The 20,923-nt window shown below is 72.8% G+C and carries 18 protein-coding genes; 12 read left to right on the top strand and 6 right to left on the bottom strand.

The features are described from left to right. Positions 1–43 precede the first annotated feature (43 nt). Complete coding sequence (locus tag OG738_RS33535; RefSeq protein ID WP_329047131.1) at positions 44–2,437, top strand: glycoside hydrolase family 2 protein; 2,394 nt, start codon at positions 44–46, stop codon at positions 2,435–2,437. A gap of 59 nt (positions 2,438–2,496) precedes the next feature. Here the strand turns inward: OG738_RS33535 and OG738_RS33530 are convergent, their stop codons facing one another. Further along, on the bottom strand, positions 2,497–2,862 hold the full coding sequence (locus tag OG738_RS33530; RefSeq protein ID WP_329047128.1) for a DUF488 domain-containing protein: 366 nt from the start codon (positions 2,860–2,862) through the stop codon (positions 2,497–2,499). A gap of 56 nt (positions 2,863–2,918) precedes the next feature. On the opposite strand from OG738_RS33530, the gene OG738_RS33525 reads away from it, so the two are divergent. The 4 genes from OG738_RS33525 (at position 2,919) to OG738_RS33510 (ending at position 7,737) form a co-directional block, all read left to right on the top strand. Then, complete coding sequence (locus OG738_RS33525) at positions 2,919–3,509, top strand: hypothetical protein (RefSeq protein ID WP_329047127.1); 591 nt, start codon at positions 2,919–2,921, stop codon at positions 3,507–3,509. Positions 3,510–3,560: 51 nt separating this feature from the next. Next, positions 3,561–5,132 (top strand): acyl-CoA synthetase, encoded by a 1,572-nt coding sequence (locus OG738_RS33520; protein ID WP_329047124.1) that lies wholly within the window; start codon positions 3,561–3,563, stop codon positions 5,130–5,132. Positions 5,133–5,335: 203 nt separating this feature from the next. Next, positions 5,336–5,557 carry a hypothetical protein gene (locus tag OG738_RS33515; RefSeq protein ID WP_329047122.1) on the top strand — a complete coding sequence of 74 codons (222 nt, stop codon included), beginning with the start codon at positions 5,336–5,338 and terminating at the stop codon, positions 5,555–5,557. 107 nt (positions 5,558–5,664) lie between these two features. Then, a complete protein-coding gene (locus OG738_RS33510; protein ID WP_329056918.1) occupies positions 5,665–7,737 on the top strand; it encodes a putative Ig domain-containing protein in 2,073 nt (690 codons plus the stop codon). A 91-nt stretch (positions 7,738–7,828) separates the two neighbouring features. On the opposite strand, the gene OG738_RS33505 is transcribed toward OG738_RS33510, so the two are convergent. Next, a complete protein-coding gene (locus OG738_RS33505; protein WP_329047120.1) occupies positions 7,829–8,185 on the bottom strand; it encodes an MmcQ/YjbR family DNA-binding protein in 357 nt (118 codons plus the stop codon). A 48-nt stretch (positions 8,186–8,233) separates the two neighbouring features. Between OG738_RS33505 and OG738_RS33500 the strand changes: the two genes are divergently transcribed. After that, complete coding sequence (locus OG738_RS33500; protein WP_329047118.1) at positions 8,234–9,061, top strand: fructosamine kinase family protein; 828 nt, start codon at positions 8,234–8,236, stop codon at positions 9,059–9,061. Between the two features lie 2 nt (positions 9,062–9,063). Here OG738_RS33500 and OG738_RS33495 read toward each other — a convergent pair whose 3' ends face one another. Beyond that, positions 9,064–9,726: an HNH endonuclease family protein gene (locus OG738_RS33495; protein WP_329047116.1), complete on the bottom strand. Its 663-nt coding sequence runs from the start codon at positions 9,724–9,726 to the stop codon at positions 9,064–9,066. A 123-nt stretch (positions 9,727–9,849) separates the two neighbouring features. Continuing rightward, a complete protein-coding gene (locus tag OG738_RS33490) occupies positions 9,850–11,007 on the bottom strand; it encodes a hypothetical protein (RefSeq protein WP_329047114.1) in 1,158 nt (385 codons plus the stop codon). A gap of 146 nt (positions 11,008–11,153) precedes the next feature. Here OG738_RS33490 and OG738_RS33485 point away from each other — a divergent pair, with 146 nt between their 5' ends. From OG738_RS33485 to mftB, 4 genes are all read left to right on the top strand, one after another. Continuing rightward, entirely contained in the window at positions 11,154–11,978 is an 825-nt protein-coding gene (locus OG738_RS33485) for an urea carboxylase-associated family protein (protein ID WP_329047112.1), read from the top strand. 101 nt (positions 11,979–12,079) lie between these two features. Beyond that, entirely contained in the window at positions 12,080–13,696 is a 1,617-nt protein-coding gene (locus tag OG738_RS33480; RefSeq protein ID WP_329047110.1) for a sigma-54-dependent Fis family transcriptional regulator, read from the top strand. A 94-nt stretch (positions 13,697–13,790) separates the two neighbouring features. Beyond that, positions 13,791–14,900: an NDMA-dependent alcohol dehydrogenase gene (locus OG738_RS33475; RefSeq protein WP_329047108.1), complete on the top strand. Its 1,110-nt coding sequence runs from the start codon at positions 13,791–13,793 to the stop codon at positions 14,898–14,900. A gap of 15 nt (positions 14,901–14,915) precedes the next feature. Next, positions 14,916–15,164, top strand: coding sequence for a mycofactocin biosynthesis chaperone MftB (gene mftB / locus OG738_RS33470; RefSeq protein ID WP_329047106.1), 249 nt, complete (start codon positions 14,916–14,918; stop codon positions 15,162–15,164). A gap of 43 nt (positions 15,165–15,207) precedes the next feature. On the opposite strand, the gene OG738_RS33465 is transcribed toward mftB, so the two are convergent. Further along, positions 15,208–16,941, bottom strand: a complete 1,734-nt coding sequence (locus OG738_RS33465) for a pyruvate dehydrogenase (RefSeq protein ID WP_329047104.1) — start codon at positions 16,939–16,941, stop codon at positions 15,208–15,210. A gap of 250 nt (positions 16,942–17,191) precedes the next feature. Here OG738_RS33465 and OG738_RS33460 point away from each other — a divergent pair, with 250 nt between their 5' ends. Both OG738_RS33460 and OG738_RS33455 read left to right on the top strand, forming a co-directional pair. Then, positions 17,192–17,377 (top strand): hypothetical protein, encoded by a 186-nt coding sequence (locus OG738_RS33460; protein WP_329047102.1) that lies wholly within the window; start codon positions 17,192–17,194, stop codon positions 17,375–17,377. Between the two features lie 51 nt (positions 17,378–17,428). After that, entirely contained in the window at positions 17,429–18,526 is a 1,098-nt protein-coding gene (locus OG738_RS33455; RefSeq protein WP_329047100.1) for a calcium:proton antiporter, read from the top strand. Positions 18,527–18,546: 20 nt separating this feature from the next. Here OG738_RS33455 and OG738_RS33450 read toward each other — a convergent pair whose 3' ends face one another. Beyond that, the gene (locus OG738_RS33450) at positions 18,547–20,919 is read right to left on the bottom strand and encodes a SpoIIE family protein phosphatase (RefSeq protein ID WP_329047098.1); all 2,373 of its coding nucleotides are present in this window, start codon (positions 20,917–20,919) and stop codon (positions 18,547–18,549) included. Between the last annotated feature and the right edge of the window lie 4 nt (positions 20,920–20,923).

Raw genomic sequence — 20,923 nt, 5'->3', positions numbered from 1 at the left:
GTGAGAAGCGATTACCGGGTGAGGCACCGAGCGGAGGTCGTCGATGGCCGGCAGCGAAACCCGCCTGACGCGGCGCGGGTTCTTCGCCGCGGGCGGAGCCGCGCTGCTCGGCGTGGCCGTCGCCGGCACCGTGGCCGGGTCGGCGGGCATGGGCGAGCCGGACCCGGACGCCGTGCGGCTGGGCGATTTCTGGCTGTTCGGGCGGTACGAGGACGGCTGCGCGGACCTCGACTTCGACGAGGTCGACCTTTCGCCGGTGCAGCTCCCCCACTGCGTGACGCCGCTTTCGTGGACCGGCTGGCAGCCGTCGTCCTGGCAGGACCGGTGGATCTACCGCAAGCACTTCACCGTGACCGCGGCGATGACGGCCGAGCGCGTCCGCGCCCGCTTCGACGGGGTCATGACGAACGCGGCGGTCTACCTCAACGGCGGGCTCGTCGCCACCCACGAGGGTGGCTACCTGCCCTTCGAGGTCGAGCTGCCGCAGGTCACGGTGGGCGACAACGTCCTCGCCGTGGTCGTCGACGGGCGCTGGCAGCTCGACGTCCCGCCCAACCTGCCGAGCGCCGCCGGCCCGTCGGTGATCGACTTCTACCAGCCCGCCGGGATCTACCGGCAGGCCTCGATCGACACGGTCCCGCGGACGCGGCTGGCCGACGTCTTCGCCCGCCCCGCCGACGTCCTCGGGCCGGACCGGTCGCTGCACCTGACGTGCGAACTGGACACGACGGTAGCGATCGCGGAGCCGATCCAGGTGACCGCGTCGGTGCGGCAAGCCGGCCGGGAGCTGGCCCGCGGCGCGGTCGACGTCGCGCCGATGCCGGTCGGCACCCGGACCGTCGAGTTCGACGTCCGCGGGCTGGGCGCGGTGCGGCTGTGGGACGTCGAAGACCCCGCGCTGTGCGACGTCGTCGTGAGCGTCCGGTCCGGGCCACGGGCGCTCGACCAGCAGACCGTGCGCGTCGGGTTCCGCGAGGCGAAGTTCACCCCGGACGGGTTCTTCCTCAACGGGCGGCGGCTCAAGCTGTTCGGCCTCAACCGGCACCAGTGGTACCCGTTCGCGGGCGGCGCGCTGCCGGACCGCGTCCAGCGGCGCGACGCCGAGATCCTGCGGCGCGAGCTGAACTGCACGATGGTCCGCTGCTCGCACTACCCGCAGTCGAGCGCGTTCCTCGACGCGTGCGACGAGCTGGGCCTGCTGGTGTGGGAGGAGATCCCCGGCTGGGGCCGGATCGGGGACGCCGCCTGGCAGCAGCAGAACTTCCGGGACGTCTCGGGCATGATCACCCGGGACCGCAACCACCCCAGCATCATCGTGTGGGGCACCCGCGTGAACGAGGCGAACGGCACGACGGCGATGTACGGCCGGACCGGCCGGCTCGCGCGGAAGCTCGACCCGTCGCGGCCGACGAGCGGCGCGCTGGCCAGCTCCACAGGGGCGCGGTTCGCCGGCAGCGACGTCGAGATCCTGGCCTACAACGACTACACCGCCCGCCGCGGCGCGCCGTTTCAGCTGCGCCCGCCGCGGCCGGGGGTCCCGTACCTGGTCACGGAGACGATCGGCACGATCGCCGGCGTCCGCGCCTACCGCCGGATCGACCCGGCGGCGACCCAGCAGCTGCAGGCCGAGCTGCACGCGAAGGCCCACGACCTGGCCGCTGCCGACGACCGGTACTGCGGGCTGCTCGCGTGGTGCGCGTTCGACTACCCGTCGGGCTGGCAGCGCTCGATGGGCGGCTCGAAGTTCGCCGGCGTCTCGGACTTCTTCCGGATCCCCAAGCCCGCGGCGGCGTTCTACGCCTCGCAGGGCGACCCGCGGGTCCGCGCGGTCGTCGAACCCGGCTTCGCCTGGGACTTCACCGCCTCGCCCACCGGACCGGGCCACGGCGCGACGATCTGGTCGAACTGCGACCGGCTCCTGCTGTTCCTCGACGACCGGCCGTGCGGTGAGGCGCGCAGCCGGAAGGCGGACTTCCCGCACCTGCCGCATCCGGGGTTCGCGGCCGACCTGACGGTGCCGCGCGGACACCGTCCCCAGCTGCGCATCGACGGCTACGTGGGTGACCGGCTGGCGGTGTCCCGGCGCTTCAGCGGCGACCGGAGCCGCGACGTCCTGGCGTGCGTCCCGGACGACACGCAGCTGCGCGCGGACGGCGGCGACGCGACCCGGGTGGTGGTGTCGGCCCTGGACCGCTTCGGGACCTTGCGCGCGGGCGCGAGCGGCAAGGTGACGCTGGCGCTGACCGGCCAGGGCGAGCTGGTCGGCGACCCGACCCTGGACCTGGGCGCGACGGGCGGCGCGGCGGCGGTGTGGCTGCGCCCGTTCGCGGGGCCGCCGGGAACGCTGACGCTGACCGCCCGCCACGACACGCTGGGCACGGCAACCGCGACGGTCACGACCACGGCAAGTGGCTCGGAAGCCGGGTCGCGCGCGTGACCGGCGGACCGCTGACCTCGGTTGGTCGTCCCCGCCCGGTCACGGCGGCTTCCGCGTCCTCACTCCCCTGCGGCGAGCACCTCGGCCAGCACCGCCGCCTGGCTGATCGGCGGGGAGCCGCTGGCCGTCAGCAGCGTCAGCGGGCCGCCCGCCGCCAGGTTCCGCAGCCGCTCGAGGGCCGCCAGCCGGTCCGGCTCGCGCAGCTCCGCGCGGTACCGCGCGGCGAACTCCGCGAAGCGCTCGGGGTCGTGGCCGTACCAGGTGCGCAGCTCGTCGGACGGGGCCAGTCCGCGGTACCAGCCGTCCAGGACCACCGCCGTGCGGGGCGTGCCGCGCGGCCACAGGCGTTCGACGAGCACGCGGACGCCGTCGGCGGGCCCGGCCGGGTCGGACAGGCGCGCCACCCGGACGACCGTCGGCTGCATGCGCGCATTCTGCGGTGCGCCCGCGCGGCCCGCCACTCCGGAAAGCGGGGGCGCCGGTGCGCAACCGCGTGACCCCGATCGGCGACATCGTCGACATCCCGCTGCGCGGCGCCTGGACCGGCAACCGGGGCGTCCTGCACCGGGGCCACGAGATCGTCCGCTGCCACGGCGGCGACCTGTGGATCACCTGCGCGCTCACGTTCAAGAACCGGTGGCGCGAGCAGTGGCTGCCGAACCGGTACACCCACCTGTACTTCCACGACGAGGCCGTCTCGTTCGCCGCCGGGCACCGGCCCTGCGGCGAGTGCCGCCGCCCGGCCTACACCGCCTACCGCGACGCCTGGCCCGGCACGCCGTCGGCCACCGCGATGAACCGGCGGCTGCACTCCGAACGCCTCATCCGCGGCACGCACCGCAGACGTCTCCACGAACTGAACTGGGCCGACCTCCCCGACGGCGTCTTCGTGCTCCGCGACCACCACCCCGAGCTCAAGGTCGACGGGCACCTCACCACCTGGACGACCGCGGGCTACGGCCTGCAGCAGCAGCTGCCCACGGCAGGAACCGTCCGGGTGCTGACCCCACCGGCCACGATCGCCGTCCTGCGGGCCGGCTACCCCGTGCAGATCGACGACAGCGCCCGCTGAAAGCCCGACCGGAGACTTGCGAGTTCCCCGGCCCCGGCCGAGACTCCCGGGATGGACCAGCACCTCGTCGACCGCGCCCGGCAGCACGCCCTCGGCGATCTGCTCCGCCGCACCGCTTTGCGGCTGCCGGGCAAGCTCGCCGTCGTCGACGGGAGCGAGCAGCTCACCTTCGCCGAGTTCGAAGCCGCCGCCAACCGCTGCGCCCACGCCCTCGCCGCCCGCGGCCTCCGCAAGGGCGACCGGCTGGCGTTGCTGAGTCACAACTCCTGGCAGTACGGCGTCCTCGCGTTCGCCACCGCGAAGCTCGGCGTGCTGCTCGTGCCGGTCAACTTCATGCTCGGCGCCGACGAGATCGCCTACATCCTGCGCCACGCCGAAGTCAGGGCGTTCGTCGTCGAGGACGCCCTCGAACCGACCGCCGCCCAAGCTCTCGAGCTGGCGGGCCTGACCGACGTCGTCCGCGGGCGCATCCCGAAGAGCGGCGGCGGCGAGTGGGCGGACATCGGCGCCTGGCTGTCCGAAGGGGACGCCGAAGCGCCCGACGTCCTCGTCGCCGACGACGACCCGCTGCGGATCATGTACACCTCCGGCACCGAATCGCGCCCCAAGGGCGTGCTGCTGTCGAGCCGGTCGCTGCTCGCGCAGTACGTCTCGTGCGTCATCGACGGCGGCATGAGCGCCGACGACGTCGAGGTGCACTCGCTGCCGCTGTACCACTGCGCCCAGCTGGACTGCTTCTTCTCCGTCGACGTCTACCTCGGCGCCACCAGCGTGATCCTGCCCGGCCCGGACCCGGCCGCGCTGCTCGCCGCCGTCGAGCGGGAGCGCGCGACGAAGCTGTTCGCGCCGCCGACGGTGTGGATCTCCTTGCTGCGCCACGAAAACTTCGACCGGACCGACCTGTCGAGCCTGCGAAAGGGGTATTACGGCGCTTCGGCGATGCCGGTCGAGGTGCTGCGCGAGCTGCGCCGCCGCCTGCCGGACGTCGCCCTCTGGAACTTCTACGGCCAGACCGAGATGGCGCCGCTGGCGACGATCCTGCGCCCGCACGAACAGCTCGACCGCGCCGGCTCGGCCGGGCGGCCGTCGCTCAACGTCGAGACGCGCATCGTCGACGACGAGGACAACCCCGTGGCGCCGGGCGAGATCGGCGAGATCGTGCACCGCAGCCCGCACGCCACGCTCGGCTACTACCGCGACGAGGCCAAGACGGCCGAAGCGTTCCGCGCGGGCTGGTTCCACTCGGGCGACCTCGGCGTCGTCGACGAAGACGGCTATCTGTCCGTCGTGGACCGCAAGAAGGACATGATCAAGACCGGCGGCGAGAACGTCGCGAGCCGGGAGGTCGAAGAAGCGCTGTACCTGCTCGACGGCGTCGCCGAGGTCGCCGTCTTCGGGATCGGCCATCCACACTGGATCGAAGCGGTGACCGCGGTGGTCGTGCCACGCGAAGGCGTGACCCTCGACGCTGCGCGAGTGATCGACCACGCAAAGGCACATCTCGCCGGTTACAAATGTCCCAAGTACGTCGTGTTCGCGGACCGCCTTCCCAAGAATCCCAGCGGAAAGATCGTCAAGCGAGAATTGCGGGAACGACACAAAGGACTCGCGGCCGAGGGTTGAACCACCGAAAACTCCTTGCCTGGCACGGAAGACCACGGATACCGTCGACTGCCCGCCGGGACTTTCCGAGGAACGCGGGACATCCGTCCCACCAGGGCCGACCGGCCCGGAAACGAGATACCCCGCAGCCGTGGCGCGCGGCGTCCGTCGGGTCTAGTAATGAGGCCGTCCACCATTCACCTCCGACCCGAAGGGACCCGCTCGTGTCCGTTTTCCTCGCCGTCCTGCTCGCCTTGGGGGCCGGGCTGTTCGTCGGCAGCCGTGTCCACAGCGCCCGCGAGGCACGCTCCAACTACTCCGCCTACCGGGCCCGCACGGCCAAGGGGTTCGGGGAGATGATCCGGACCACCGTCTCCGCCGGCGTCGCGGTGGCCGGGGCCCTCGTCCTGCTCTTCATCCTCCTGAACGTGCTCCAGCAGGCCTGAACGCCGAACCCGACTCATGGCGGGTTGTTGCCACCCGGACCGCAGAGGACGCTTTTCGTGGCTCCCACGGGTGGAGCCGGGAAAGGACTGCCTCCATGAGATCGAGGGTGCTTTCTGCTGCGCTCAGCGTCGTAGCGGGCCTGCTGGGCACAGTCGTCGTCGCCGCGCCGGCCCAAGCCGCCGCGGTCTGCGGTGACCAGATCGTCGGCAACGGCGGGTTCGAGAGCGGTACCGCCCCGTGGACCCAGTCCGCCAGCGTGATCTCCGCCGCCACCTCGGCGGAACCCGCGCACGGCGGGACGATGGACGCCTGGCTGGACGGCTACGGCAGCACGCACACCGACACCCTGTCCCAGTCACTGACGCTCCCGGCCGGCTGCGCTTCGGCGACGCTGTCGTGGTGGGCGCACGTCGACACCAAGGAGACGACGACCAGCACCGCTTACGACAAGCTGGTGGTGCAGGCGGGTACCGACACCCTCGCGAGCTACTCGAACCTCGACAAGAACACCGGGTACGTCCAGCGCACCGTCGACGTGTCGCGCTACCTGGGCCAGACCGTCACGCTCAAGATCACCGGCACCGAGGACTCGAGCCTCGCGACCGACTTCCTCCTCGACGACTTCTCGCTGGCCACGACGGGCACGAGCAACCCGCAGTCGCCGGTCGTGACCTCACCCGGCGCCCAGTCGGGCGCGGTCGGCCAGGCCGTCTCGCTGCAGGTCCAGGCGAGCGACCCGCAGGGCGACGCGCTCACCTACAGCGCCGGCGGCCTGCCCGCGGGGCTGGTTATCGGCGCGGGCACCGGCAAGATCACCGGCACGCCGACCACCGCCGGAACGTCCTCGGTGACCGTCACGGCCAAGGACCCGGCGGGCAACAGCGGCAGCGCCACCTTCTCCTGGACGATCACCGCGGCGCCCGCGGACTCCACGCGCACGCCGATCAACCCCGCCTACACGGTGAACCTCACGTCGAACAGCTCCGGCACGACGTGGACCGGGCACCAGAGCGTGAGCTTCACCAACGGGTCGGCCACCGCGCTGCCGGAGGTCTACCTGCGGCTGTGGGACAACTACCACGGCAGCTGCCCGACGACGCCGATCACGGTCACGAACGTCACCGGCGGCACGCCGTCCGCGCTGAGCGTGAACTGCACGGCCATGAAGATCACGCTGCCGAGCCCCCTGGCCCAGGGCCAGAGCGCGACCATCGGGTTCGACCTGAGCGTCGTGGTGCCCAGCGGCGCCGACCGGTTCGGCCACGACGGCGCGTACAATATGATCGGCAATGCGCTGCCGGTGCTCGCGGTCCGCGACGGCAGCGGCTGGCACCTCGACCCGTACACCAACAACGGCGAGTCGTTCTACACCGTGATCAGCGACTTCGACGTCACGCTGGTGCACCCGACGTCACTGCTGACCCCGGCCACCGGCACGTCGACCGAGACGACCAGCGGCACGACGACCACCACGCACGCGGTCGCGAGCAAGGTGCGCGACTTCGCGTGGGCTTCGGGGCCGTTCGCGAAGATCACCACGACGTCCGGAAAGGGCGTGCGGGTCAACGTCTACTCGGTCAGCGGCATCTCCACCAGCAGCGCCAACCAGATGCTGAGCCTGGCCGCCGACGCCATCGACGTGCACTCGGGCCGCTTCGGCGACTACCCGTACGGCGAGGTCGACGTGGTGCTGGACAACAACTTCTGGTTCGGCGGCATGGAGTACCCCGGCTTCGTGCTGGATCTCGTGTCGGCCACGGCGCTCCCGCACGAGCTGGGGCACCAGTGGTTCTACGGCATCGTCGGCGATGACGAGTACAACTCGCCGTGGCTCGACGAGAGCTTCACCGACTACGCCACCGACCTCTACCGCGGGATCACCGGCAGCGGCTGCGGCATCACCTGGCAGTCGAGCGCGGAGAAGCTGACCAACTCGATGGCGTACTGGGACGCGCATTCGTCCCGGTACTCGACGGTCGTCTACGACTACGGCAAGTGCACGCTGCACGACCTGCGGCGGACCATCGGCGACACGGCGATGGCCAACCTGCTGAAGTCCTACGCCCAGTCGCACTGGTACGGCGTGTCCACGACGGCCGAGTTCAAGGCCGCGGCGCAGGCGGCCGCCGGGTCGACCGACCTGACGTCGTTCTGGGCCTCGCACCGCGTCGAGGGCTGAGGAAGCCGGTTCCGTTCCCCGTCCGCGTCCGCCAGTCCGGGGACTGGACGGGGAACGGCCTTCCCGCGACACCGTGGCGGTCCGCCCTGCGCTACGCGCGGGCGATCCTGGTGAAGGGGACCTCGGCGACGAGGTCCTCCGGGGCGGACAACCGCCAGGCTTCGTAGACGAGCTCGGCCAGCTCGTCGGCGTCGATCTTGTCGAGGTACACCACGACCCAGCCGAAGCCGCCCGCGGTGAACTGGACCTCGAACACGTCCGGGCGTTCGGACACCAGCGCCAGCTGCTCGGAGATCGTCTGCTTCACCCCGACCGTGCGGGTTCGCGGCCAGTAGTAGCCGAACCGCTTGCCGCGCACGCTGAACGACGAATAGTCGCGTGCCTCCGACCGCTGGACCTCCGCCAGCGCCGTCAGCACCCGTTCGAACTCCTGGACCCGCACCGTCACCGTCGCACCCTCCGGCGGACACCGTAGCGCGCCGGTACCGTGCGGGACATGACCGAGCCCGTGGCCCGGCTCACCGGGCACGCCGTCGCCGAGTGGCGCCCGATGCCGGGAGACCTCCGCGAAGCCGTCCTGGACGACGGCCGCGTCGTCGTGGTCAAGCGCGGGCACGCGCCGGGCGCGACCGCGGCCGAGGCCGCGAGCCTGCGCTGGCTGGCGTCGGCGGAGGCCGTTCCGGTGCCGTCCGTGGCCGGCCACGACGACGACTGGCTGGTGGTCGACCGCGTCCCGCCGGGGCGGTCTTCGGCGGCCGCGGCCGAGCGGCTCGGCCGGGAGCTGGCGCGGCTGCACGCGGCCGGGGCCCCGGCGTTCGGCGCGGCTCCCCCGGGCGGGCCCGCCGACGCGTGGATCGGCCGGGCGCCGATGGCGAACGTTCCCGGCGACGACTGGGCTTCCTGGTACGCGTCGGACCGCGTCCTGCCCTACGTCCGGCAGGCGGTCGACGCGGGCACGTTCGACGCGGCCGAAGCGGCGTTGTTCGAGCGCGCCTGCGGCCGGATCCCGGCGTCGGCCGAACCGCCGTCTCGGCTGCACGGCGACCTGTGGACCGGCAACGTCCTGTGGGACGGGCACGAGGCGTGGCTGATCGACCCGGCCGCCCACGGCGGGCACCGCGAGACGGACCTGGCGATGCTGCACCTGTTCGGCTGCCCGCACCTCGACCGCGTGCTGGGCGCGTACGACGAGGTCGCGCCGCTGGCCGAGGGCTGGGAGCGGCGGATCGGGCTGCACCAGCTGTTCCCGCTGCTCGTGCACACCGTCCTGTTCGGACGGTCGTACGCCGGGCAGGCGGTGGCCGCGGCGCGGACGCTCGGCTGAGGTCAGCAGTGGTCGAGCATGCCGGCCAGCGCCGTCTTCTCCGGGACGGTGATCGTGAGGCCGTAGTTGCTCTTGACCACGATCCAGTCGGTGGCGTAAGTGCACCAGTAGGAGACCAGCGGCGGCTTCCACTGGTCCGGCGCCTTGTCGCTCTTCTGCTCGTTGAGGTTGTCGGTGACGGCGTGCAGCTGCGGACGGATCAGGTCGTTCGCGAACTGCTCCCGGCGCTGCTGGGTCCACGACTTCGCGCCGCTCACCCAGGCCTGGCCGAGCGGGACCAGGTGGTCGATGTCCACATCGGACGCCTGGTGCCAGGTCTCGCCGTCGTACGGGCTGACCCAGGTGCCGGACTTCGGGGCGCAGTCGGCGCCGGTCGTGACGTCCTTGCCGTCGCGCTTGAGGACCTGCTCACGCGTGTCGCAGGCGCCGTCGACCTTGTCCCAGTGCGGGAACTTGTCGCGGCTGTAGCCGTCGGTGGTGCCGCGCACGGCGATCTTGAGCCGCGCCAGCTCGGCCCGTGCCTCGCCGGGAGCGACCGGCGCCGCGGCGGCCGTCCCGGCGGGCTGGGACCCGGCCCCGGACGCGGACACGTCGGGCACCTTGCAGGCGGTGAGACAAGCGCCCGTGAGGACGGCCAGCAGGACGAGCGCTCGGGTGCGCGGCATCGTGAACCCCTTTCACGTCTACCGGGAAGTGCCCAGGCGACGCGGCGGGGAAACGGTGCAGATGGCCTAGTTGGCGCGAACCTTACGAGCCGTGGAAGACCTGCGCGACGAACACGGCGGCGATCACGCCCACGGTGACGAGCAGGACCAGCACGAACAGAAGCCCCACGGCACCTGCCGGATCGGCCGCGGCCGCGGGACGGCCTGCCCGCGCGACACCCGGACCCGCGGCCCGGGATCGTCCTCGACCCGGGGCGGCGGCTCAGAGGGAAGGGCCACGACGGCGGGCAGTTCGGGCACCCGCTCGAAGGCTGGAAGCCGGACGGGAAACCCGTCGGCGAGCAACGCGGCCCGAGGTGGGGCGAGATGAGCGAGGGAAAGGGCGTAGCAGGCGTCGAGGACGTCGTCGGCCGACCAGACGGTCCGCCACCGGTTGTGCTGCCCGATGATCCGCCGAAGCCCCCGCGAATCAGCGAGCACGACGGCGACACCGGGGAAGCCCCCGGCGTCGAGCCAGGGCAGATCGGAGTCGGCCGGCCCCGGCTCACGCCAGGCTTGCTCCGGCGCGGGTCCCGGCCCAGGTTTGCCTGCGTCAGCGTCAAGCTGCGCCTGATCCGGCGAACCCGCATCAAGCCAAGCCCTCTCGGACGCAGACCCACTTGCATCCGCCCCAGGCTGCTGCCTCTCGTCGGGCGCGCGACCCACCGAGTCCACCCCCCGCCAAGCCTGATCCGACTCGAGCCCACCCCGATCCGCACCACGCTGATCCGGCGCGCGACCCGCCGACCCCACCCCACGCCAAGCCCGCTCCGACTCGGACCCGCCCGCATCTGCCCCACGCCGAGCGGATTCCGCCCCGCCGCGCCAACGCGACTCCGCCACCGGTTCGCGCGGGTCCGGCACCGCGGCCACCCCGGTCTCGTCCGGCTCCGGCGCCCCACGCCCGTCGCCCTGGATCACCGGAACGACCGCGACCAGCCCCGTCACGTACCGCCCGCCGTCGTGAGCCGCCAGGGCTCCCTTTGCCGCCGCCACGCCGGCTCCGGCTCGCTCCCCCGCTCCGGGCGAAAGCCCCGCCGCGATCACCACCACTCCCGACCGCGTGAACACCAGCGCGTCCACCGGGCGGGGGCCGAGGCGGCTCGGGACCGTGATTCCCGTCAGCGCCAGGCCCGTCAGGTGGTCGGGGCCCGGGCCCCACGAACGCAGCACCGCCACGAGGTGCTCCGCCGCGGCCGGCAGGCGCCGCTCGTCGCCGGTGCGCTGGAGGGTCACGAGCACCGCCGGTCACTCCTCCCACGAAACAGCTCCCCCGACGGTAAGAGCCGGACCCGCCGCCGTCCCAGCAGCCGAACGAGTGGTCGAGCGCCACCGTGCGTAGCCGGGGCATGCTGGAGCGGCACCCACGCCGCACGAGGGAGATCCCGATGCCCCCAGCCGCCTACCAGGGCCGCGCGCTCGACGTCGACCGGCCGTTCTACCGGCGGCTCGCCGAAGAGCCCGGCCGGGAGCTCGTCGACGCGTTCGAGGTCCCGATCCGCTCGGGCCGTGCCTGGCGGGTGCCGCGCGGCCATCTCTGCCGGCTCACGACCGTCGAAGGCCCGCAGGTCGGCGACCTCAACCTGTGGAACGCCGACGACCCCCGCGAACGTTTCTGGGCCGCGCGCACCCGCCAGCTCCAGCGTGCCCACGTCAGCACCTTCGACCGGCTCTGGTCGACGCTCCCCTTCCTCCGCCCGCTCGCGACGATCACCGCCGACACCCTCGAGGACCACGGCGAGGACGCGGACGGCGGCCGCGTGCACGACCTGCTCGGCACCCGGTGCGACCCCTACGTCAACCGGATGCTCACCGGCGAGGACTTCGACTTCCACTGCCACTCGAACCTGGTCCGCGCGGTCGCGCCGTTCGGGCTGACCGAGTTCGACGTGCACGACGTCCTCAACGTCTTCCAGTGCACCGGCCTCAACGACGAGGACCGGTACTTCATGAAGGCCTGCCCCGCCCGCCCGGGTGACCACTTCGAGTTCTTCGCCGAACTGGACCTGCTGTGCGCGCTGTCCACCTGCCCGGGCGGCGACCTGTCGATCCCGCTGTGGGGGCCGGGCGCCCGCGACCCGATCGACGTCTGCCACCCGATCGGCGTCGAGGTCTTCAAGCCTCGTGCCGGCCTGCTCGACGGCCGGCGCCCGCCCGAACGCGCGGCCTACCGCGGCCTGCACGGCGTCCGGCTGCCGGAGTGGGGAGCCTAACCGTTGCGCCGCAACGGACTTCGCCGCGATGGTTCTCCGCGCGCCCGGTCCGTGTGATGATGGAGGCCCGGGGACACCGATCGGCTCGACGAGGAGTGCGAGTGGACCTGCGGACCGAGATCGCGCAGTCGTGGCGGCGGGCGGAGCTGTCCGGGCTCTCCCCGGCGTCGGCGGTCGACCGGCTGGACGTCACCGACGTCGACAGCCGCAGCCGGCTCCTGCGGGCCGCCTCGCCGGTGCTGGACGAGCTGGCTCGGCAGCTGGCCGGCACCCGGTTCTGCGTCGTGCTCGCCGACGACGAGTGCCGGATCGTGGCGCGGCGGTTCAGCGAGCGGTCGGTCGAGCTGGCCCTGGAGAACATCAGCGCGGTCCCCGGCTGCCAGTTCCTGGAGGAGCGGACCGGTACGAACTCCCTCGCCACGCCGTTCGAAACCCGCCGCGGCGTCTCCGTCGACGGCGACGAGCACTTCCTCGAAGCCATGAAGCAGTTCACCTGCTACGGCCACCCCCTGGTGCACCCGACGACGCGGCGGCTGGCCGGCGTCCTCGACATCACCGGCCCGGCGGGCGACGCGAACCCGTTGCTCGGGCCGTTCCTGCGGCGCGCGGTCGCCGACATCGAACGCCGGCTGCTCGACGGCGCGAAGCTGGCCGAGCAGCAGCTGCTGGCCGCGTTCCAGTCGGTGCAGCACCGGGCGTGCGCGGTGCTGGCGCTCGGCCAGGACGTCGTGCTCGCGAACACCGCGGCGACGGAGCTGGTCGACACGGCCGACCACCGGCTGCTGCGCGAGCTGGCCCGCACGCAGCGTGGCCTCGGCCGGCTCCGGCTGACGTCGGGCACGCCGGTCGAGGTGCGCGTCGAAGCGGTGTCGGCGAGCGCGGGGCTGCTGTTCGAGCTGGCGCCCGTCCGGACGTCGAGCCCGGTGGTGTCGCGCCCGCGGGCCGCGCGCGGCCTCTTCCCCGCGCCGGTCGACGAGCGCCTCCGGGGTGCGGGCCGGGCCCGGCGGCGCGTGCTGATCTCCGGCGAGCCGGGCGCCGGGCGGACGACGGCGGCCCGCGTCGTCGCCGGCGACGAGCCGGTGCACGAGTTCGACGCGTCCGACGTCGTCGACGGCGAGGCCGGCTGGTGCGCGCGGGTGGAGACGGCGGCTGCGGCGGCGCGCGGCCTGCTGGTGATCGACGGCATCCAGCTGCTGCCCCCGCTGGCGGCGGTCCGCGTGGCCCGGCTGCTGGACACGACGACGGCGTGGTTCGCGCTGCTCAGCGGCCCGCCGTCGGAGCTGCACGGCGAACAGGCGACGCTCGCGGCGCGCGTGCACCGGCGGATCGAGCTGCCGCCGCTGCGCGAGCGCCGCGACGAGATCCCGGCGATCGCCCGAGCGTTGCTGCGCGGCTTCAGCGACTCGCTGCGCCTGACCCCGGGCGCGCTCGAGCTGCTGGGCTCCCAGCAGTGGCCGGGCAACCTGCGCGAGCTGGCGGGTGTCCTGGCGGACGCGGCCGACCGCCGGTCGGCGGGCGACCTGACCGCGTCGGACATCGCCCCGGGCTGCTCGGACCCGGCCCCGGGCGCGGCGCTCAGCGGCTGGGAGCAGGCGGAGTACGACGTGATCGTCCGGACGCTGCGCGCGTGCGACGGCAACAAGGTCCGGGCGGCCAAGCAGCTGGGCATCAGCCGTTCGACGCTCTACAACCGGATGCGCGCGCTGCGGGTCCGCTGACCTCGCGGTGTCCGGGATTCGGACACTCCACCACTCCCGCGGGTCCACACAATCGAGCACGAAGGGTGCACCGCCGCACGTGGAGGAGATGGCCGTGAAGACCAAGGCAGCCGTACTGTTCGATGCCGGCAAGCCGTTCGAGATCATGGAGCTGGACCTCGACGGCCCGGGCCCCGGCGAGGTGCTCATCAAGTACGCCGCCGCCGGGTTGTGCCACTCGGACCTGCACCTCATCGACAACGACCTCGTGCCGCGCTTCCCGATCATCGGCGGCCACGAGGGCGCCGGGATCATCGAAGACGTCGGCCCCGGTGTGACCAAGGTGCAGCCCGGCGACCACGTCGTCTGCAGCTTCATCCCCAACTGCGGCACCTGCCGCTACTGCTCCACCGGCCGCCAGAACCTGTGCGACATGGGCGCCACCATCCTCGAGGGTCATCTGCCGGACGGCACCTTCCGCTTCCACGGCGGCGGCCAGGACTTCGGCGCCATGTGCATGCTCGGCACGTTCTCCGAGCGCGCCACCATCTCGCAGCACTCGGTGGTCAAGGTCGACGACTGGCTGCCGCTGGAGACGGCCGTGCTGGTCGGCTGCGGCGTGCCGACCGGCTGGGCCACCGCGAACTACGCCGGCGGCGTCCGGGCCGGGGACACCACCGTCGTCTACGGGATCGGCGGGATCGGCATCAACGCCGTGCAGGGCGCGGCGCACGCTGGCGCGAAGTACGTCGTCGCGGTCGACCCCGTCGAGTTCAAGCGGGAGGCGGCGCTCAAGTTCGGCGCCACCCACGCGTTCGCCACCGCGGCCGAAGCCGCGGAGAAGGTCAACGAACTCACCTGGGGCCAGCTGGCCGACCAGGCGCTGATCACCGTCGGCACCGTCGAGGAGGACGTCGTCAGCGAGGCGTTCAACGTCGTCGGGAAGGGTGGCACGGTCGTCATCACCGGCCTCGCCAACCCCGAGAAGCTCACCGTGCACGTCTCCGGCGGCGTGCTGACGCTGTTCGAGAAGACGATCAAGGGCACGCTGTTCGGTTCGGCGAACCCGCAGTACGACATCGTCCGGCTGCTGCGGCTCTACGACGCCGGCCAGCTCAAGCTCGACGAGCTGGTGACCCGCAAGTACCCGCTCGAGCAGGTCAACGAGGGTTACCAGGACCTGCGGGACGGAAAGAACATCCGCGGCGTCATCGTCCACGACTAGCCGCGGGTGTCCACAGTGGACCTCGATGCGCCGTACCGGCTGAACCCGCTGCAGCCGCTCGGGGCGCTCGCCCACCGCTGCGAGCGCCCGGAGCGGTGCCTGCTCGACGCCCCGGACGTGGTCCGGTTCGTCCGCGCACTGGCGATGCACGCCACCGCCCGCGACGCGCTCGACGCCGCGGAGCTGGGCGAGACGAGCCGGGCCCGGGTGGTGGCGGCACTGGAGCACCTCGCCGCCGCCGGGGTCATCGTCGCCGACCCGTGACTCCGGCGGGTGGCCACCACAACGACGTGGTGGCCACCTCCGGTCACGGCCGCGGCGCGTTGCGCAGGTTGGCGCGCGCCAGGTCGACCATCTTGCCGACGCCGCCGTTGAGCACCGTCTTCGTGGCGCCGAGGGCGAATCCGCGGACCATCTCGCCGGTGATCCGCGGCGGGATCGACAGCGCGTTCGGGTCGGTCACCACCTCGACCACCGCCGGGCCGGGGTGGGCGAACGCCTTTTCCAGCGCGCCGCGGACGTCGGCCGGGTCCTCGACGCGCTCGGCGAAGATCCCGCACGCCGCCGCGATCGCCGCGAAGTTCACCGGCGCGTGGTCGGTGCCGAAGTCCGGGAGGCCGTCGACGAGCATCTCGAGCTTCACCATGCCGAGCGTGGCGTTGTTGAACACCACGACCTTCACCCCGACGTCGTAGGCGGGCAGCGTCAGCAGGTCGCCCATCAGCATCGCGAGCCCGCCGTCGCCGGAGAGCGACACGACCTGGCGGCCCGGCTGGGCGAGCTGCGCGCCGATCGCGTGCGGCAGCGCGTTCGCCATGCTGCCGTGCCGGAACGAGCCGAGCACGCGGCGGCGGCCGTTCGGGGTCAGGTAACGCGCGGCCCAGACGTTGCCCATGCCGGTGTCCACGGTGAACACGGCGTCGTCGGCGGCGACCTCGTCGAGCACCGAGGCCACGTACTCCGGGTGGACGGGCCGCCGGTGCTCGATCTTCGTCGTGTACGCGCCGACGACCTTCTCCAGCTTCCGCACGTGCTCCCGCAGCATCCGGGCGAGGAACGCGCGATCCGTGCGTGGCCGCAGCAGCGGGAGCAGCGCCCGCAGCGTTTCCTTGACGTCGCCGTGCACCGCCAGCTCGAGCGGGGTCCGGCGGCCGAGCCGCGACGCGTCGTGGTCGATCTGGATCGTGCGCGCCTGTGGGAGGAACTTGTCGTACGGGAAGTCCGTGCCCAGCAACACGACCCGGTCGGCCTCGTGCATCGCGTCGTAGCAGGCGCCGTAGCCGAGCAGGCCGCTCATGCCGACGTCGAACGGGTTGTCGTACTGGATCCACTCCTTGCCGCCGAGCGAGTGCCCGACCGGTGCCGCGAGCTTTTCGGCCAGCGCCATGACTTCCTCGTGCGCGCCGCGGACACCGGCGCCGGCGAAGAGCATCACCTTCTCGCCGGAGTTCAGCAGGTCCGCCAGCTCCTGGACGGTTTCCGGAGCCGGCACCGCGGGCGACGGCGTCACGAGCGGCAGGCGTTCGGTCAGCGGGCCGGCGGCCTTGCGGTCGGCGAGGTCGCCCGGGATGGTCAGCACCGCGACGCCGCCCTTGCCGACGGCGGCCTGGGTGGCGATCCGCAGGAGCCGCGGCAGCTGCGCCGGGTCGGCCACCACCTCGCTGAAGTGGCTGCACTCGGCGAAGAGCCGATCCGGGTGGGTCTCCTGGAAGAAGCCGGTGCCGATCTGGTTCGACGGGATGTGCGACGCGATCGCGAGCACCGGCGCGCCGGAGCGGTGGGCGTCGAACAGGCCGTTGATCAGGTGCAGGTTGCCGGGCCCGCAGCTGCCCGCGCACACGGCGAGCTTGCCGGTGACCTGCGCTTCGGCGGCCGCGGCGAAGGCGGCCGTCTCCTCGTGGCGGACGTGCACCCACTCGATGCCGTCGGTGCGGCGGACCGCGTCGACGATCGGGTTGAGGCTGTCGCCGACGATCCCGTAGATGCGCTCGACGCCCGCGTCCCGCAGGGTCCTGACCAGCTGTTCTGCCACGGTTGCCATTCCTCCAGCCTCCTCTGCGCGGATCGATGCGTCCAATGCCTGATCGGCTGAAGATCCATACACTGGACGCATGGACGCGCAGACGCTCCGGCTCTTCCGCTGAGCGGGGTTCCTGCGCGAGCACCCGGGCGCCCGGTTCGAACTGCGCCAGCACGGCGAGGCCGGGCTCGAGGCGGAACTGACGGACGGAACCGCGGACCAGGGCGACGAGGTCGAACCACTGCGCGGGCTCGTCACCGCCGGGCTCGGCGTGTCGCTGCCGCACACGGCCGCGTTCCCCGCACCGCACCTCGAACTGACCGATGTGGACGCTGCCCGCGACATCGGCCTCGCCTGGGCGGCCGGGCGGAACCTCCCGCCGCCCAGCGAAACCTTCCGCCGGTACGTCCTCGACACGGTGCCCGCCGGCCTCGACCGTCCACAAGGGACTATGTGAGCATCGCCGTACGACCACGCGAGGTGACTCCCGGTGTGCCAGGGTGGAGGCATGGTCGCCGCGCTGAGATCCTTCCTGACGTCCTGGACCTCCGTCACGCCGGTGCTCGGCGTGGTCGTGCTGGCGCTGGCCTGGGGCCGCGACCTCGGCCCGGTCTTCGTGGCGGTCGTCGCGATCGCGCTGGGCGCGACCGTGCTGGCCGCGGTGCACCACGCGGAGGTCGTCGCGCACCGCGTCGGCGAGCCGTTCGGATCGCTCGTGCTCGCGGTCGCGGTCACCGTCATCGAGGTCGCGCTGATCGTCACGATGATGGTCTCCGGCGGCCCGGAAGCCGGTTCGCTGGCGCGGGACACCGTGTTCGCCGCGGTGATGATCACGACCAACGGCATCGTCGGCATCTCGCTGCTCGCCGGCGCACGCCGCTACGGCGTCACGCTGTTCAACCCCGAAGGCAGCGGCGCCGCGCTCGCCACGGTCGCGACGCTGGCCGCACTGAGCCTCGTGCTGCCGACGTTCACCTCCAGCACCCCCGGTCCGGCGTTCTCCCCGGCGCAGCTGGCCTTCGCGGCGGTCGCGTCGCTGGCGCTGTACGGCACTTTCGTGCTGACGCAGACCGTGCGCCACCGCGACTTCTTCCTCCCGGTGGCCGCCGACGGCGAGGTCAAGGAGGACGACCACGCCGACCCGCCGTCCAACCGGGCCGCGCTGGGCAGCCTCGCGCTCCTGCTGGTGGCACTGGTCGCGGTGGTCGGGCTGGCCAAGGTCGAGTCCCCGGCGATCGAGTCGGGCGTGCGCGCGGCCGGGTTCCCGCAGTCGTTCGTCGGCGTCGTGATCGCGTTGCTCGTCCTGCTGCCGGAGACCCTCGCGGCCACGCGCGCGGCCCGGCGCGACCGGATGCAGATCAGTCTCAACCTCGCCTACGGCTCGGCGATCGCGAGCATCGGCCTGACCATCCCGGCGATCGCGCTGGCGTCGGTGTGGCTGCCGGTCCAGCTGCTGCTGGGCCTGGGTTCGACGCAGATCGTGCTGCTGGCGCTGACCGTCGTGGTGAGCGTCCTGACGGTGGTCCCCGGCCGGGCGACGCGCCTGCAGGGCGGCGTGCACCTGGTGCTGCTGGCGGGTTTCCTGGTGCTGGCCGTCAACCCTTGAGCCGGGCGAGCCGACGCGGTTCAGGGTGTCGCCGTGACCTCGATGCCCACCACGCACGTGTCGTCGTCGGTGTCGGCCGTGCTGTAGGTCAGCAGCGTGTCCAGCTGGTGCTCCAGCTCGCCGCCGTGGCCCTCCACCAGCGTCACCAGCCGCGACACCGTCTCCTGCACCGGGCGGTCGCGGCGCTCGATCAGGCCGTCCGTGTAGATCAGCAGGATGTCGCCGTCCGCGAGCTGGAGCTCCTCTTCCTGGTACTCGACGTCCCGTACCGCGCCCAGCAGCGACCCGCGGATCAGCGGCAACGTCGTCGCCGAGCCGTCGCGGTGGCGGACGATCGGGGGCAGGTGGCCGGCGCGGGCCCAGCGGAGCTTGCGGTGCGCCGGGTCGTACACCGCCGCCACCGCCGTCGCCGTCACGTGGTCGGTCAGGTGGTAGGCCACCAGGTTGAGCCACGTCAGCAGCTGGGCCGGCCCGGCACCCGTGGCCGCGAGGCCGCGCAGGGCGTTGCGGAGGCTCACCATCCCGGTCGCCGCGTCGATGCCGTGCCCGGCGACGTCGCCGACGCACAGCAGCACCTCGCCGGTCGGGAGCGCGACCGCGTCGTACCAGTCGCCGCCGACCAGGTGCTCCTTCTCCGCGGGCCGGTAGCGGACCGCGGCGCGCAGGCCCGGCATGTCGATCGGGCCGGTGGCCGGCGGCATGATCGCGTGCTGCAGCTGCAGCGTGAGCCGGTTGCGCTCGATCGCCTGCTGCTCGGTCTCGGCCAGCCTGTCCCGCGTCGCGGCGAGCGCCACCTCGGTCCAGTGCTGCGCCGAAACGTCCTGATAAGCCCCGCGGACCGCGACGAGCTCGCCGCGACTGTCCACGACCGGCTCGGCGACCACCCGGATGTACCGGGCGACGCCGTCGGAGCGCTGCAGCCGGAACGCCGTCGACGACGGGCGCCGGTGGTGCAGCACCGCGCGCAGGAACCGGCCGATCCCCTGCGCGTCGTCCGCGTGCGCGTGCGCGGCCAGTTCGTTCAGCGACAGCGGGGTCGCGGTCGGCGGCAGCCCGTACAACGCGAACAGCTCGGTGTTCCAGGTGATCGCCCCGGTCACGACGTTCTCCTCGAAGCCGCCGATGCGGCCGAGCCGCTGGGCGTGCTGCAGCAGCACCGCGAGCTTCGCGGCGTCGTCCTGGATCCGCAGGATCAGCAGCACGTTGCCGGCGAAGCGGGTCACGCTGACGTCGGCGAGGACGGTCAGCGGCACCTGGTCGACCAGGGTGGTGATCGCCATGCTCTCGGCGCGGAACGGCTCGCCGGTGGCGTAGACCCGCTGGATCATGTCGAGCAGGCCGCTTTCCTCGGCCGCCAGCGGGTAGGTCTCCAGCAGCCGGGTGCCGACGATCCGGCTGCGCGGCCGCCCGCCGGGGTCGGCGAAGCGGACGTTGGCGTGGTGGATGCGGAAGTCGCTCAGCCGGCCGCCGTCGAGGCACGGCGAGAGCAGCACGGCCGGGTCGTGCAGGCCGTCGACGAAATCCACCAGCTCGCCGAGGAAGTCCCCGGACCCGTCCGCGGCCACCGGCGCGATCACGCCGTCCCAGGTGTCGAGCGTGTGCGCGCACAACTCGGCCAGCGCCTCCAGCTGCCGACGCTGTCGTCCGGGCTCGGCGGGCAGCGGGTCCGGCCAGCACATCTCGACGACGCCGATGATCCGGCCGCCGGTCCCGGTGGGCACCGCGACGCGCCCGCCTTCGGCGAGGGTGTGCTGCCCGATCGACGGCAGCCCGGCGCTGGACAGCGTCGGGTACCAGACGGTGTCGCGCTCGAGCAGCGCGCTGCGGGCGGGCGTCGCGACGCCGGGTGGGACGTACCGCCAGCGGGCCGCCTCCTCGGCCGAGAACCCGGCCGACCCGGCGAGGGTCAGGGACCCGTCCGGTCCGGCCAGCCACACCGCGACCGCGCTCGCGCCGAGCGGCCGCAGCGCGTGCTCCAAGATGGACTCCGCGACGCGCTGGGTGTCCCCCGCCGCCAGCACGCCGCTTTCGGCCGTGCGCAACCGCACCGCGACGGACTCCTCGCCTTCGGCGCGGGCCAGGAACTCCTGCGTCACCTCGGTGATCCGGTCCTCGGCGGCCTCACCGACGACGTCCGCGGCGAACTCGAGCGACGTCAGCCCGGCGCGTTCGGCCAACGTCTCCAGCTGCCGGGCGGCGTCCGCGGGCGTGCAGTGCAGACGTTCCATCAGGACGCCCTTGGCCAGCTCGATCAGCGCTCGGCCGTCGGCGACGGCGTGCGCGTGGTCGACCTCGCCGCGCAGGCGCGCGACGGTGTCGGCGAGCCGAGCCAGGTTGGCGGACACCTCGGCGGGCGGCGCCAGCACCGGCAGCGTCTCCTCTTCGGCGGTCACCCGA

Source organism: Amycolatopsis sp. NBC_01488, assembly GCF_036227105.1.
Classification (GTDB): domain Bacteria; phylum Actinomycetota; class Actinomycetes; order Mycobacteriales; family Pseudonocardiaceae; genus Amycolatopsis.
This window is presented reverse-complemented; position numbering and strand designations above follow the sequence as displayed.

What these genes read in the sequence shown, in the direction of transcription:
- OG738_RS33535 (WP_329047131.1), top strand. Translation starts at nt 44, where the DNA reads ATGGCCGGCAGCGAAACCCGCCTGACGCGGCGCGGGTTCTTCGCCGCG.
- OG738_RS33530 (WP_329047128.1), bottom strand. Translation starts at nt 2,862, where the DNA reads ATGCAGCCGACGGTCGTCCGGGTGGCGCGCCTGTCCGACCCGGCCGGG.
- OG738_RS33520 (WP_329047124.1), top strand. Translation starts at nt 3,561, where the DNA reads ATGGACCAGCACCTCGTCGACCGCGCCCGGCAGCACGCCCTCGGCGAT.
- OG738_RS33500 (WP_329047118.1), top strand. Translation starts at nt 8,234, where the DNA reads ATGACCGAGCCCGTGGCCCGGCTCACCGGGCACGCCGTCGCCGAGTGG.
- OG738_RS33495 (WP_329047116.1), bottom strand. Translation starts at nt 9,726, where the DNA reads ATGCCGCGCACCCGAGCGCTCGTCCTGCTGGCCGTCCTCACGGGCGCT.
- OG738_RS33485 (WP_329047112.1), top strand. Translation starts at nt 11,154, where the DNA reads ATGCCCCCAGCCGCCTACCAGGGCCGCGCGCTCGACGTCGACCGGCCG.
- OG738_RS33465 (WP_329047104.1), bottom strand. Translation starts at nt 16,941, where the DNA reads ATGGCAACCGTGGCAGAACAGCTGGTCAGGACCCTGCGGGACGCGGGC.
- OG738_RS33455 (WP_329047100.1), top strand. Translation starts at nt 17,429, where the DNA reads ATGGTCGCCGCGCTGAGATCCTTCCTGACGTCCTGGACCTCCGTCACG.